The following is a 14,689-nucleotide window of genomic DNA, read 5'->3' on the forward strand; positions in this document are numbered from 1 at the left end:
GATTGGAAGACGACTTGCATGAGCGATAAGCAAACTCCTGAAAATGCAGTGGACTATAAAGCCACGCTAAACCTCCCAGGTACTGAATTTGCAATGAAAGCAAATTTGGCAGTACGTGAAGCGAAATGGTTAGAAGAGTGGTATGCCGACAACATTTATCAGCAGATTCGTGCGTCGCGTATTGGCAAGAAAAAATATGTACTTCATGACGGCCCTCCCTATGCAAATGGTCAAATCCATTTGGGTCATGCGGTCAATAAAGTATTAAAAGACATCATCATCAAAAGCCGCGTGATGGATGGTTTTGATGCACCCTATGTACCGGGCTGGGACTGTCACGGTCTGCCAATCGAACTCAAAGTTGAAGAAAAAGTCGGTAAAGTCGGCGTCAAGGTAGATGCCTCTACCTTCCGTAAAGCCTGCCGTGAATATGCCTACACCCAAGTTGAACTGCAAAAGAAAGACTTCGTGCGTATGGGTGTATTCGGTGATTGGAACAACCCTTACCTGACCATGAACTTCAAACAGGAAGCGGACATCGTACGTTCATTGGGTGCGATTGCCAAAGCCGGTCATATCGAGCCGGGTCTGAAACCGGTGAACTGGTGTCTGGACTGTGGTTCGTCGCTCGCTGAAGCTGAAGTTGAATATGAAGATAAAAAATCAGATGCCATTGATGTCGGTTTTACGGTGGTTGATTTAGCGGATTTATCTGCACGTTTGGGTGTAACTGTTAGTGATTCAACAGACATCGTCATCTGGACCACCACGCCTTGGACACTACCTGCCAACCAGGCCGTTGCTGTACATGCCGAAATTGAGTATCAACTGGTTAAAGCACGTGGTGACGAAAAAGCAGCACAAAACTTTATCCTGGCCAAAGATCTGGTGGAATCGGCAACTGAGCGTTATGGTTTTACTTCATTCGAAGTAATTGCAGGCTTTAGCGGTAGCAAACTTGAACACCTTGTTCTGCAACATCCTTTAATTAGCGATCGTCAGGTACCGGTCATTTTGGGCGAGCACGTGATTGCCACCAGTGGTACCGGTGCAGTACATACGGCTCCGGGTCATGGTGTGGACGACTATAAAGTGGGCTTATTGTACAACTTGAAGGTTGACAATCCAGTCGGCGGAAATGGGGTGTATTTACCGACTTCGCCACTGTTTGCGGGTGAGCACATTTATAAAGCCAATCCACAAATTATTGCGGCGCTGGGTGAAGCCAATAAGCTGTGGGCACATAAGCCAATCAAGCATAGCTACCCACATTGCTGGCGTCATAAAACCCCGATTATCTTCCGTGCCACACCACAATGGTTTATCAGCATGGATGCCAAAGGCCTGCGTCAGGGCGCGTTGAATGCGATTGAAAATGACATCCAATTCGTTCCAGATTGGGGTAAAAACCGAATTCAGGCCATGATCGAAGGTCGTCCGGACTGGTGTATTTCACGTCAACGTACTTGGGGCGTGCCAATTCCGTTCTTCGTACATAAAGACACCAATGAATTGCACCCACGTACACCTGAATTAATCGAAATCGTAGCAAAACTGATTGAACAAGAAGGCATTGATGGTTGGTACAACCGTGATGCATCTGAATTCATCGGTGCGGACGCGGAGCAATACAATGCTGTACGCGATACGCTAGACGTTTGGTTCGACTCGGGTACCACCCATTATGCGGTACTGCGTGAACGTGAAGACTTAACTGATCCTGCTGATTTGTATCTTGAAGGTTCAGACCAGCACCGTGGCTGGTTCCAGTCATCGTTATTGACCTCGATTGCCATCAATGAACGCGCACCGTATAAAGGCTTGCTGACTCACGGTTTCGTGGTCGATGAAAAAGGCCGCAAGATGTCGAAATCAATCGGTAATGTAATCACACCGCAAGACATCATTAAAGATATGGGGGCAGACGGCTTACGTTTCTGGATCGCCTCTGCGGATTACCGTTATGAAATGACCGCGGGTAAAGAAATCTTTAGCCGTGCATCCGATGGTTATCGTCGTATCCGTAACACCTTGCGTTTCTTGTTAGCGAACTTGAATGGCTTCAAACCTTCAACAGATGCATTACCAGTCGATCAGTTGATTGCACTGGATCAATACATCCTGCAACGTGCAGCGGAAGTTCAGAAAACCGTTCAGCAAGCTTATGAAGATATGAACTTCCATATCGTGACCAGCGCATTAACTAACTTCTGTATCAACGACCTCGGTGGTTTCTACCTCGACATCATCAAAGACCGTCAATACACCACCAAAGCGGACTCAAAAGCGCGTCATTCTGCACAAACTGCGTTGTATCATTTGGTACAGGCCTTTGTGCGCTGGATGGCACCGATCCTGAGCTTTACTGCACAAGAAGCATGGCCACTGATTCCTGAGCAATCAGAGAAATATGTATTCACCACTGAATGGTATGACATTCCGGTCGCGTCTACAGCCAACGTGATTTCAGAAGCAGAATGGCAAACCCTGATTGCGGTGAAGTCGGCCGTGAACAAGTTTATTGAAACTGCACGTGGTGCCAAAACAGTCGGCTCGAACCTGTCGGCGAAAGTTGAACTGTGGGCAACTGCAGAACTGAAAACCGTACTTGACCGTCTCGATGATGAATTACGCTTCGTTCTGATTACCTCGCAAGTGATCGTGAACGAGTTTGAGGCTACACAAGGTGAAGCCTCAGATCTTGAAGGGCTTAACGTGAAAGTCTCTGCGGCAGATGGCGAGAAATGTGTACGCTGCTGGCATGTGCTTCCGGATGTAAATACACATAGCTCACATCCAGGACTCTGTGGCCGTTGTATTATTAACCTTCCTACAGGCCAAGGCGAAGAGAGAAAATATGCCTAATACCCAGACTAAAAAGGGCTTATTCCAGTTCTATCCACATAATTTATGGTGGATTGGGCTGGCCATTGTGGCGATCATTCTGGATCAATGGACCAAATGGATTGCAGTGACGAATCTGAACTATGCAGATCCTATCCCTGTGCTGCCCTTTTTAAATTGGACACTATTGCATAACTATGGCGCTGCCTTTAGTTTTCTGTCCGATGCGGGTGGTTGGCAACGTTATTTCTTTACTTCACTGGCAGGGATTGTGTCTGTGATCTTTGTTTTTTGGCTGATGCGTATGCCAAAAAACATGAAGGTTTTACCGCTAGCAATTGCCCTGATTTTGGGTGGTGCAATCGGTAATTTAATCGACCGGGTCAGTCTCGGCTATGTGGTCGATTTTATTCATGTGTATTACCAGAACAGCCACTTCCCTGCTTTCAATATCGCAGACAGTGCCATCACGCTTGGCACTATTCTGATGCTAATTGATACCTTTTTCTTAGAAAAATATCGAATTCAACGGGCGCAAGCACAACATGACTGATTTTATTCATCCTAATGAAGAAACCCGGGTTGCAGACGGCTCTAAGGTCGAGCTGCATTTTTCTGTCGCGATCGAAAATGGCGTAGAAATTGACAATACCCGTAGCCGTGAAGCCCCGGTCAGCCTCACGATTGGCGATGGTAATTTATTGCCAGGCTTTGAAAAAGCACTGTTTGGTTTACGTGCCGGTGACCGTCGTACTGTAAGTCTGCCTCCGGAAGATGCTTTTGGTCCGTGGAATCCGGAAAACATCCAGAAGTTCGATACGGTGAAGTTTGGAGAACGTCCGATCGAGGGTCACATGATCGAGTTTGAAGACAAAGCCAAGGCGACCTTGTATGGTGTGGTACGTTCAGTCAATGATGACATCACCGAAGTGGACTTTAACCATCCATTGGCAGGCAAGAATATTACTTTTGAAGTAGAAATCTTTAAAGTCACCCCTGCCGGTCAGCAAGGCATTAAACTGATGTAAAGCATCCGCTAATTGCCTGATTTTAAAAAAGCTCCTTCGGGAGCTTTTTTATATTCCGGATACAAATCATCTCTAGTCACCTCTCTGAAATCTGATTAATTTAATTTGATGATAAGAAACCCAGAAAGGAATAGGTATGAAAATTTATATTGTGGTCGGCAGTGTACGTGAGGGGCGTACCGCGCTTAAAGTGGCGCACTGGGTACTACAGGAAATTAAAAGCTATGGTTTTAGTACGCTTGAAATTGAAATTGTCGATTTAAAAGAATGGGCTCTTCCACTCTTTAGCGGTGCTCATCCGCCACTGACCGGGATCTATGATCAGCCCAAACAGCAAGACTGGGCAGACAAAATTGCGCGCGGCGATGCCTTTATTTTTATCACACCTGAATATAATCATGGCTACAGCCCTGCGCTAAAAAATGCGCTGGATTACCTTGCCAAGGAATGGCAAGGCAAACCGGCAGCCTATATTGGTTATGGTGTCACCAACGGTTCACGTTCAATAGACCAGATTCGTCAGGTCGGGACTCAACTTGGACTGATCGATACCAATGCCGTGATTGAAATCCGTGACATCTTCGCAAGAAATAAGGATTATTCGTTCCAGGGCAATGAATTTGATACTAAAAATCTAAAAGTAGTAGTAGATAAATTAATTCAGTATGTCAGTGCTTGAGACTTTAGCCGACAGCATCGTAGGTTTTCGCCTACAGCGACCGCTGCATATAGCGGCTATGTACTACGCTTAGTTAGGACTATAGTCACTACATAGACAGACAGGACGTCTGCAAAGCGATACGACAACAATAACAAGCGCAAATCAACAGGACGTTGACAGATTAGACAGGAGTCAGATCTGAGAAGCAAATCCAGAAAAGCCTCAACAGGATGTTGAGGCTTTTTTGTTTTTAAGCTTAGATCGTGATCTGTATGCATCAAAATATGATTTGCAAGAATAGTTATTTCCCCTAGACTTTTTATAATCTGCTGATACAGAGTAGGCTTAGTATTCAGGATCTGGCTAGTCAAAAATTTATCCTGATCAAGAGAAATATTCAGGTTGTATTCAATGATTCATTGAATAAAAATAATAATCATTCTTTCACTGCTATTTTTGAAATTCACCTGTCAGCTTTGACCTATAATCGATGCAGTTAAATGCCCTATTGGGCTACACTACTTCGGGCTATATTCGAGTCATACCAAGACAGGCAGTCTTATCAGAAAAATAAAAATATTCACCAAGCAGGATGCTGATCGGTATAACAGACATTATACCTTTGCCAGAATATGAAAAGGCCTTCACAGGATGTCGAGGCCTTGTTCTTTCATATCAGGATCATCTTAAAAAATTTACTCAGGTCGTCAGCAAATCATGAGCATTCTGTCTCGCTCGATATTTCATGTTCAAATGCAGCCTTTCAAAAAAAGGATTAAGGTGCGGTCATTTTTAATAACTTGGCTTGCGTGCCATCCTGAATTATCCAAAGCGTACCATCACTGGCCTGAATCGCGCTACGAATCCGCTCCTTCATATCCACACGCTGGATTTCTTTGACCGGATTCTGTGTCGTATCCACAATCACAAGCGCCTTGGAAGACAAACCAGTCGTGATCGCTTTATTTTTCCATTGTGGAAATACATTTCCTGTATAAAACAACAGATCTGAAGGAGAAATGACCGGCGTCCAATCCAGTGCTGGCGCTTCAAATTCCGGGCGGGTAGCATGGTCGGGAATGGGCTTGCCATCATAATGATCACCATTTGACACCACTGGATAGCCATAATTTTTAGCTTTGATGATCTTATTCAGCTCATCCCCACCTTTGGGACCCATTTCAATCACCCAGAACTGCCCCTGTGGATCAAAAGCCATGCCTAAAGGATTGCGGTGTCCAAGACTCCAGATCTGCTGGGCAATTTTACCCTGATTCATAAAAGGATTATCAGCAGGAATTGAACCGTCATCATTTAAACGAATAATTTTACCGGCATTGGACTGCATATCCTGTGCTGGAGTAAATTGCTGCCGTTCCCCTGAACCGATCCAGAGCTTGCCATCCGGTCCAAATACAATCCGGTGTGCATAATGTCCCTGCCCTGAAAATTTAGGGACTTGAGTCCAGATCCGTTCAATTTGAGTCAATTGAGGGGCAGTCTGGTTTAAATCCAGTTTGCCACGGATCACCACTGCGCCATAGCCACCCTGACCTTGTTCAGCATAGCTGAGATAGACCCACTGATTGTTTGCAAAATCCGGATGTAAAGCGACTTCACCCAAGCCTCCTTGGCCACCATAGGCAACTTGAGGAATACCTTTAACTTCGACTTTCTGCTTGGTACGTGGATCAAAAAGTTGTAATTTTCCTTTACGTTCGGTAATCAGTAAACGGCCATCTTTGAGTGATGCAATTGCCCACGGCTCATTAAATTGTGCCACCTGTGCGATCTTATATTTTTGTACATTTGAGGCTGTAGCTTCAGATTTAGAAGATGAGGTGGAAGCCTCTTGAATACTGCCAGAAGATGAGTTATCGGCATGACAGGCAGTCAATGCCAAAGCACAACAACTGAGTAAAATTTTTATTTTAAATTGCGCTACCATCATCCTCTCCACGCTTTTTTATTCTCTAAATTAATATCACAATACACAAGTCTTCACAGAAATTCAGCATAGAAAAGTAAACAGATATATTTGCAGCAACAACAGAGACTCGTTTTATAGTATTTGAATGGCTTTGATTTTACTTTTGGATCTAGCATCTAAATACCTGCCCCAATTTCATCTACTTATAATATTATCCCGCGCACAAAAAAACACCCCCAAGCCTTGGCTTGAGGGTGTTTCGAATAATGAGCTGGCGATGACTTACTCTCACATGGGTAACCCCACACTACCATCAGCGCAAAGAGGTTTCACTTCTGAGTTCGGGAAGGGATCAGGTGGTTCACTCTTGCTATTGTCGCCAGCACAACTGTTATGGACTTGTTCGGGTCTTATTTAACTACTTTTTTGTAGTGTTTGCCTTACTTCGTACCAAATAGAATACATTAACAGGTATATCTGAGTTGAACATTGTCTTACTAACGGTCTTCTGAATCAAGTTATTTTGCTTAATATCGAATCAATCGAGCTTTATACAACAACTGTTTGGGTGTTGTATAGTCAAGCCTCACGAGCAATTAGTATTGGTCAGCTTCACATATCACTATGCTTCCACATCCAACCTATCAACGTCGTAGTCTTCAACGGCTCTTTAGAGGACATAAAGTCCTAGGGAAATCTTATCTTGAGGTAGGCTTCCCGCTTAGATGCTTTCAGCGGTTATCCCTTCCGAACATAGCTACCCGGCGATGCGACTGGCGTCACAACCGGTACACCAGAGGTTCGTCCACTCTGGTCCTCTCGTACTAGGAGCAGATCCTCTCAAATTTCCAACGCCCACGGTAGATAGGGACCGAACTGTCTCACGACGTTCTAAACCCAGCTCGCGTACCTCTTTAAATGGCGAACAGCCATACCCTTGGGACCTGCTTCAGCCCCAGGATGAGATGAGCCGACATCGAGGTGCCAAACACCGCCGTCGATATGAACTCTTGGGCGGTATCAGCCTGTTATCCCCAGAGTACCTTTTATCCGTTGAGCGATGGCCCTTCCATACAGAACCACCGGATCACTAAGACCTACTTTCGTACCTGCTCGACTTGTGGGTCTCGCAGTTAAGCGCGCTTTTGCCTTTATACTCTACGCGTGATTTCCGACCACGCTGAGCGCACCTTCGTACTCCTCCGTTACTCTTTAGGAGGAGACCGCCCCAGTCAAACTACCCACCAGACATGGTCCTCGCTCCAGATCATGGAGCAGAGTTAGAACCTCAATATTACCAGGGTGGTATTTCAAGATTGGCTCCACCGAAACTAGCGTCTCGGTTTCAAAGCCTCCCACCTATCCTACACAAGTAAGATCAAAGTTCAATGTCAAGCTGCAGTAAAGGTTCACGGGGTCTTTCCGTCTAGCCGCGGGTACACCGCATCTTCACGGCGAATTCGATTTCACTGAGTCTCTGCTGGAGACAGCGCCCCCATCATTATGCCATTCGTGCAGGTCGGAACTTACCCGACAAGGAATTTCGCTACCTTAGGACCGTTATAGTTACGGCCGCCGTTTACTGGGGCTTCGATCAAGAGCTTCGCTTACGCTAACCCCATCAATTAACCTTCCAGCACCGGGCAGGCATCACACCCTATACGTCCACTTTCGTGTTTGCAGAGTGCTATGTTTTTAATAAACAGTTGCAGGGGCCTGGTTTCTGTGGCTGCTCTCAGCTCAGGAAGCAAGTTCCATCACCAAAAGCAGCGTACCTTCTCCCGAAGTTACGGTACCATTTTGCCTAGTTCCTTCAGCAGAGTTCTCTCAAGCGCTTTGGTCTACTCGACCTGACCACCTGTGTCGGTTTCGGGTACGATTCCTGTGTAACTGAAGCTTAGAGACTTTTCCTGGAAGCATGGTATCAGCCACTTCACTGTACAAGTACAGCTTGCTATCAGTTCTCAGCATAGAGCACCCCGGATTTGCCTAAGATGCATGCCTACAACCTTCCACCTGGACAACCAACGCCAGGCTGACTTAACCTTCTCCGTCCTCTCATCGCATTACACAGAAGTATTGGAATATTAACCAATTTCCCATCGACTACGCCTCTCGGCCTCGCCTTAGGGGTCGACTCACCCAGCCCCGATTAACGTTGGACTGGAACCCTTGGTCTTTCAGCGTGCGAGTTTTTCACTCGCATTGTCGTTACTCACGTCAGCATTCGCACTTCTGATACCTCCAGCAGACTTCTCAATCCACCTTCATCGGCTTACAGAACGCTCCCCTACCACGCATAATAAATTATGCATCCGCAGCTTCGGCATATAGTTTTAGCCCCGTTACATCTTCCGCGCAGGCCGACTCGACTAGTGAGCTATTACGCTTTCTTTAAAGGGTGGCTGCTTCTAAGCCAACCTCCTAGCTGTCTATGCCTTCCCACATCGTTTCCCACTTAACTATAATTTTGGGGCCTTAGCTGGCGGTCTGGATTGTTTTCCTCTTGACTACGGACGTTAGCACCCGCAGTCTGTCTCCCGGATAGTACTCATTGGTATTCGGAGTTTGCATCGGTTTGGTAAGTCGGGATGACCCCCTAGCCGAAACAGTGCTCTACCCCCAATGGTATTCGTCCGAGGCGCTACCTAAATAGCTTTCGGGGAGAACCAGCTATCACCAAGTTTGATTAGCCTTTCACCCCTATCCACAAGTCATCCCCTGGCTTTTCAACGACAGTGGGTTCGGTCCTCCAGTTAGTGTTACCCAACCTTCAACCTGCTCATGGATAGATCACCTGGTTTCGGGTCTATACCCAGCAACTAATGCGCCCTATTAAGACTCGGTTTCCCTACGGCTCCCCTATTCGGTTAACCTTGCTACTGAATATAAGTCGCTGACCCATTATACAAAAGGTACGCAGTCACCGAACAAGTCGGCTCCCACTGCTTGTATGCATGCGGTTTCAGGATCTATTTCACTCCCCTCACAGGGGTTCTTTTCGCCTTTCCCTCACGGTACTGGTTCACTATCGGTCAGTCAGGAGTATTTAGCCTTGGAGGATGGTCCCCCCATATTCAGACAAGGTTTCACGTGCCTCGCCCTACTCGACATCATCATATAAGCCCTTTCGTGTACAGGACTATCACCGTCTACGGTCGCACTTCCCAGAGCGTTCCACTAGAACTTATATGACTTAATGGGCTCTTCCCCTTTCGCTCGCCGCTACTGAGGGAATCTCAATTGATTTCTTTTCCTAAGGGTACTGAGATGTTTCACTTCCCCTCGTTCGCCTTGCATGACTATGTATTCATCATGCAATACCTACCTTATGGTAAGTGGGTTTCCCCATTCAGACATCTCCGGATCACAGGATATTTGCCGCCTCCCCGGAGCTTTTCGCAGGCTATCACGTCTTTCATCGCCTCTGACTGCCAAGGCATCCACCACATGCACTTAATTACTTGACTATACAACCCCAAACAGTCGTTCATCCTTACAAGTAGGATGAGCAACAGATTAACCAATCACTCAGTCAATCATACAGTTGGCGTTTGTGCATTTAAGCACTGTACAGCTTCAATTAGATTCATATACCAAAACGCTTGATTCAGTTAATCGCTAGTTTCTCAGTTCTGCATCTTCATTCAAACATGTCACTTGCGTGTCACATTTTAATGTCAATTTAGTTCTGAGCCTTAAACAATTTATTTCAACTCAAATATATTCTGTTAATGATTGATCTAGCCTTCGTCAGGTCTAGACGCTGTGATAAATCACAGAACTTAATAAGCTTAAACTTACTAAATTCTATAATCTAACAACTTATCTTAAATGATGGTGGAGACTAGGAGAGTCGAACTCCTGACCTCCTGCGTGCAAAGCAGGCGCTCTACCAACTAAGCTAAGTCCCCAGCTTATCAATAAGTCAATGTATTCTGATTCGTTCTGTTTGCTTCAGCACTCTCATGCTGCGTTAGTCAGATTTGGTGGGTCTGACAAGACTTGAACTTGTGACCCCACGCTTATCAAGCGTGTGCTCTAACCAACTGAGCTACAGACCCTCAGATACATCGTATGAAGAACAACTTGTTGTGGATTCTTACCAATCGTCAATCTTTCGTTAAGGAGGTGATCCAGCCGCAGGTTCCCCTACGGCTACCTTGTTACGACTTCACCCCAGTCATCTGCCACACCGTGGTAAGCGTCCTCCTTGCGGTTAGACTACCTACTTCTGGTGCAACAAACTCCCATGGTGTGACGGGCGGTGTGTACAAGGCCCGGGAACGTATTCACCGCGGCATTCTGATCCGCGATTACTAGCGATTCCGACTTCATGGAGTCGAGTTGCAGACTCCAATCCGGACTACGATCGGCTTTTTGAGATTAGCATCCTATCGCTAGGTAGCAACCCTTTGTACCGACCATTGTAGCACGTGTGTAGCCCTGGTCGTAAGGGCCATGATGACTTGACGTCGTCCCCGCCTTCCTCCAGTTTGTCACTGGCAGTATCCTTAAAGTTCCCGGCTTAACCCGCTGGCAAATAAGGAAAAGGGTTGCGCTCGTTGCGGGACTTAACCCAACATCTCACGACACGAGCTGACGACAGCCATGCAGCACCTGTATGTAAGTTCCCGAAGGCACCAATCCATCTCTGGAAAGTTCTTACTATGTCAAGACCAGGTAAGGTTCTTCGCGTTGCATCGAATTAAACCACATGCTCCACCGCTTGTGCGGGCCCCCGTCAATTCATTTGAGTTTTAGTCTTGCGACCGTACTCCCCAGGCGGTCTACTTATCGCGTTAGCTGCGCCACTAAAGCCTCAAAGGCCCCAACGGCTAGTAGACATCGTTTACGGCATGGACTACCAGGGTATCTAATCCTGTTTGCTCCCCATGCTTTCGCACCTCAGTGTCAGTATTAGGCCAGATGGCTGCCTTCGCCATCGGTATTCCTCCAGATCTCTACGCATTTCACCGCTACACCTGGAATTCTACCATCCTCTCCCATACTCTAGCCAACCAGTATCGAATGCAATTCCCAAGTTAAGCTCGGGGATTTCACATTTGACTTAATTGGCCACCTACGCGCGCTTTACGCCCAGTAAATCCGATTAACGCTTGCACCCTCTGTATTACCGCGGCTGCTGGCACAGAGTTAGCCGGTGCTTATTCTGCGAGTAACGTCCACTATCCTAGAGTATTAATCTAAGTAGCCTCCTCCTCGCTTAAAGTGCTTTACAACCAAAAGGCCTTCTTCACACACGCGGCATGGCTGGATCAGGGTTCCCCCCATTGTCCAATATTCCCCACTGCTGCCTCCCGTAGGAGTCTGGGCCGTGTCTCAGTCCCAGTGTGGCGGATCATCCTCTCAGACCCGCTACAGATCGTCGCCTTGGTAGGCCTTTACCCCACCAACTAGCTAATCCGACTTAGGCTCATCTATTAGCGCAAGGTCCGAAGATCCCCTGCTTTCTCCCGTAGGACGTATGCGGTATTAGCATCCCTTTCGAGATGTTGTCCCCCACTAATAGGCAGATTCCTAAGCATTACTCACCCGTCCGCCGCTAGGTCAGTTACCGAAGCAACTTCCCCCGCTCGACTTGCATGTGTTAAGCCTGCCGCCAGCGTTCAATCTGAGCCATGATCAAACTCTTCAGTTTAAAATCAGTAGTGSCTAAAGGACACCAATCTTGGCTCATCAATTTTCTGACAAATATTTCTCAAATAAACTTCGAGTCATTTCTACCATCAATCAATGAAAATAATTTCGATCAATCAACCAGTAAAAATCCACACAAGTTGTTCTTCATAATCTCTTAATGATCTTCTTGCTGATTCGTCACCAGCAAGCTAGGTCGGCTATATTACACTGAATTTCTAAAGTGTCAATCCGTAATTCAAATTAATTTAAACTTAACCAACAAAACCTAATCTTAACACTTCGTGCTAAGTTACTGTTTTATCAGAAGTTTTAATCTTCATCACTGCCGATGGATGTGCATTCTACAGGATTTCAGGGCGCTTGCAACACCTTTTTCAAGAAAATTATTTTGCATGTACATTTTTTACTCTTTTTGTGTATTTTCATTCATTTTTTATACAAATTTGCTTAAATGATGTCTATTCGTGAATATAACGTTTATTATTTTTATACTAATAAGTAGTGCTCCTTACTCAGACAAGGCCTCGGGTTTCCTTATGCATCGTTCTATTTACTTATCTATATGCTTATTTTCTCTAGTATCAAGCGTACATGTTTTCGCAGAGGTCAACACGGATGTGGAAAATGAATCTTTGAAAACGCCACTCAGAACCAAAATATCGGCCAAGGCACAACAATTACAGACACAGCTAAAAGTCGATGCCAGTGCAGCACAGGCTGAAGAAGTCAAAGATCCTTTCCAACCGTTAAATAGAAAGATTTATCAGTTTAATGATGCGATTGACCGTACTGTGGTACGTCCTATAGCTGTTCAGTATGTTGAGAAAGTTCCACAGGATGTCCGCGGTAGCTACACCAATTTCCGTAATAACCTGGGCGAACCCTGGAATGTAGTCAATCAGCTGATTCAGGGCCGTCCGACCCGCGCAGCGAAATCCTTGGGACGTTTTACCATTAATACTTTAACGACCTTAGGTTTGGCTGATCCGGCACGTCGCCTTGGTTTAAGTCATGAAGACGAGAGATTTGGAACTACTTTGGGTTATTATGGTGTTGCGTCTGGTCCTTATATTATGTTGCCATTTTTAGGCCCAAGTTCAGTGCGTGGGGTAATTGGTACTGCTGTAGATAGTCAAACCCGCCCACAAAAATATCTTCTCGAAGATGAGGATGGGCTTTACTGGACCGACCAGTTCTGGCGTGCCATTGATAACCGCTCGGAAATACTGGATGTTGAAGGGGTGCTGACCGGTGATCGTTATGCCCAGATTCGGGATATTTATTTGCAACGCACCAATTACGCGATTGCTGAAAAGAAAGGTACAGAACAAGATACCCTATTCCTAGAAGATGACTTCGAAGAAGATAGTTCTGAAGATATACCTTTTGATGAGAACAATATTGAATCTTCAGAAGAAGATCTTTAAGTTCATGCTTGATGTATGATTGCTAGTGAAATCTGTTCGCTAGCAATACCTTGCTTGTTATAGTACATCTTATAACCAACCCTGAGATCGAATCACTTTTTTATGTATTTCATTCAACCGACTCGTGATATTCCCTATTTAGATCAGGTACTTGATACGCTTCCGCATATTCAGATGATCTATCTGGATGATCATGAGCTGTATGATTCTACGATTATCGCAATTGCAGATGTACATGACTATCTGAAATATAAGTGGAATCTGCCTACCATTGTGCTGGCCTTAGAGCATGAAGGCACAGCGTTGGCTCAGGCTTGGGAGCAAGGGGCGCTGGCAGGCTGGATCTGGAATAAACTTCCTGAAAATCCTGACCTGGCGCTGCAAAAAATTGATGCGCAATATAAACGTAACCAGGATAGCCGTGATCTGCCTTCTGCGGCAGAACTACAAAAAAGATTGTTACCCAACCCGATTAAACTGACCAATTATGAGGTCGAAACTTATTTTCAGCCTTCAGCCTATCTTTCAGGAGATTGGTATGATTACTGGAAAATTAGCGACAAAGAAGTGATTTTCTATTTGGCCGATGTATCTGGACATGGCGTCACCAGTAGTTTACTCACGTCCTGGATGGCTGCTTTTCACGGTCGCTCCAAAACGCCGCGCGAGCTGATTAAAAAGCTTAACGGCATGCTAATGCAGGAAAATATTGAAAAGCACATCACCATGATTGCCGGGATTTTAAATCTGGAAACCCATGTATTAAAATGGTCCAGTGCCGGACATTATCCCCCACCGATTATATTTGAACCCAATCAAGAACCTAAGATTTTCTCTACCAGCAGCTTCCCTTTAGGCCTGACCGAAGAGCTTGAGGTTGAAGAAAACGAATGGGTATTAAGCCCTAATGCCCGTTTTATCATCTGTTCAGATGGTGCACTGGAACCCTTTGATGGTGGATTAAATGAGCAATTTTCGCAATTATTACATCACTTGCAGAATGAGTCATTTCAGGCTCCAGAACATGTGGCCGACGATATCGCCTTTTTAAGCTTTATCCGCGTAAATTAGCAGTATATTTACAGACTTTATAAGCACTTAATTTGATTACCACTTTCAGCTACTTGAGTATCAA

At 45.6% G+C, this 14,689-nt stretch carries 7 protein-coding genes, 2 tRNA genes and 3 rRNA genes; 6 read left to right on the top strand and 6 right to left on the bottom strand.

The window, feature by feature from the left end; all coding sequences use genetic code 11:
• Positions 1 to 18 precede the first annotated feature (18 nt).
• The 4 genes from ileS (at position 19) to CWI32_RS02620 (ending at position 4,551) form a co-directional block, all read left to right on the top strand.
• Positions 19 to 2,865: an isoleucine--tRNA ligase gene (ileS, locus tag CWI32_RS02605; protein ID WP_100534571.1), complete on the top strand. Its 2,847-nt coding sequence runs from the start codon at positions 19 to 21 to the stop codon at positions 2,863 to 2,865.
• Positions 2,858 to 3,397: a signal peptidase II gene (gene lspA, locus CWI32_RS02610; RefSeq protein ID WP_005173413.1), complete on the top strand. Its 540-nt coding sequence runs from the start codon at positions 2,858 to 2,860 to the stop codon at positions 3,395 to 3,397. Before ileS ends, lspA begins: the two co-directional genes overlap by 8 nt.
• Positions 3,390 to 3,872, top strand: a complete 483-nt coding sequence (locus tag CWI32_RS02615; protein ID WP_074383806.1) for an FKBP-type peptidyl-prolyl cis-trans isomerase — start codon at positions 3,390 to 3,392, stop codon at positions 3,870 to 3,872. Before lspA ends, CWI32_RS02615 begins: the two co-directional genes overlap by 8 nt.
• A gap of 136 nt (positions 3,873 to 4,008) precedes the next feature.
• Positions 4,009 to 4,551, top strand: coding sequence for an NADPH-dependent FMN reductase (locus CWI32_RS02620; protein WP_100354971.1), 543 nt, complete (start codon positions 4,009 to 4,011; stop codon positions 4,549 to 4,551).
• A gap of 757 nt (positions 4,552 to 5,308) precedes the next feature.
• Here CWI32_RS02620 and CWI32_RS02625 read toward each other — a convergent pair.
• The 6 genes from CWI32_RS02625 to CWI32_RS02650 all read right to left on the bottom strand — a co-directional run bounded on the left by CWI32_RS02625 (position 5,309) and on the right by CWI32_RS02650 (position 12,125).
• Complete coding sequence (locus CWI32_RS02625) at positions 5,309 to 6,481, bottom strand: PQQ-dependent sugar dehydrogenase (RefSeq protein WP_100534753.1); 1,173 nt, start codon at positions 6,479 to 6,481, stop codon at positions 5,309 to 5,311.
• A gap of 251 nt (positions 6,482 to 6,732) precedes the next feature.
• A 5S ribosomal RNA gene (gene rrf, locus CWI32_RS02630) occupies positions 6,733 to 6,847 on the bottom strand.
• Positions 6,848 to 7,038: 191 nt separating this feature from the next.
• Positions 7,039 to 9,933: ribosomal RNA gene (locus tag CWI32_RS02635) — 23S ribosomal RNA — on the bottom strand.
• 368 nt (positions 9,934 to 10,301) lie between these two features.
• Positions 10,302 to 10,377 (bottom strand) — tRNA-Ala (locus CWI32_RS02640).
• A gap of 73 nt (positions 10,378 to 10,450) precedes the next feature.
• Positions 10,451 to 10,527 (bottom strand) — tRNA-Ile (locus tag CWI32_RS02645).
• A 60-nt stretch (positions 10,528 to 10,587) separates the two neighbouring features.
• A 16S ribosomal RNA gene (locus CWI32_RS02650) occupies positions 10,588 to 12,125 on the bottom strand.
• The 16S, 23S and 5S rRNA genes sit together here with 2 tRNA genes alongside, the layout of an rRNA operon.
• A 538-nt stretch (positions 12,126 to 12,663) precedes the next feature.
• Here CWI32_RS02650 and CWI32_RS02655 point away from each other — a divergent pair.
• A complete protein-coding gene (locus tag CWI32_RS02655; RefSeq protein WP_074384079.1) occupies positions 12,664 to 13,554 on the top strand; it encodes an MlaA family lipoprotein in 891 nt (296 codons plus the stop codon).
• A gap of 102 nt (positions 13,555 to 13,656) precedes the next feature.
• Positions 13,657 to 14,625 carry an RsbU family protein phosphatase GigA gene (gene gigA, locus CWI32_RS02660; RefSeq protein ID WP_005095839.1) on the top strand — a complete coding sequence of 323 codons (969 nt, stop codon included), beginning with the start codon at positions 13,657 to 13,659 and terminating at the stop codon, positions 14,623 to 14,625.
• The last annotated feature ends 64 nt before the right edge of the window (positions 14,626 to 14,689 follow it).

The organism is Acinetobacter pseudolwoffii, from assembly GCF_002803605.1.
GTDB lineage: Bacteria > Pseudomonadota > Gammaproteobacteria > Pseudomonadales > Moraxellaceae > Acinetobacter > Acinetobacter pseudolwoffii.

Coding starts and splice junctions, on each gene's coding strand:
- ileS (WP_100534571.1), top strand. CDS start 19: ATGAGCGATAAGCAAACTCCTGAAAATGCAGTGGACTATAAAGCCACG.
- lspA (WP_005173413.1), top strand. CDS start 2,858: ATGCCTAATACCCAGACTAAAAAGGGCTTATTCCAGTTCTATCCACAT.
- CWI32_RS02615 (WP_074383806.1), top strand. CDS start 3,390: ATGACTGATTTTATTCATCCTAATGAAGAAACCCGGGTTGCAGACGGC.
- CWI32_RS02620 (WP_100354971.1), top strand. CDS start 4,009: ATGAAAATTTATATTGTGGTCGGCAGTGTACGTGAGGGGCGTACCGCG.
- CWI32_RS02625 (WP_100534753.1), bottom strand. CDS start 6,481: ATGGTAGCGCAATTTAAAATAAAAATTTTACTCAGTTGTTGTGCTTTG.
- CWI32_RS02655 (WP_074384079.1), top strand. CDS start 12,664: ATGCATCGTTCTATTTACTTATCTATATGCTTATTTTCTCTAGTATCA.
- gigA (WP_005095839.1), top strand. CDS start 13,657: ATGTATTTCATTCAACCGACTCGTGATATTCCCTATTTAGATCAGGTA.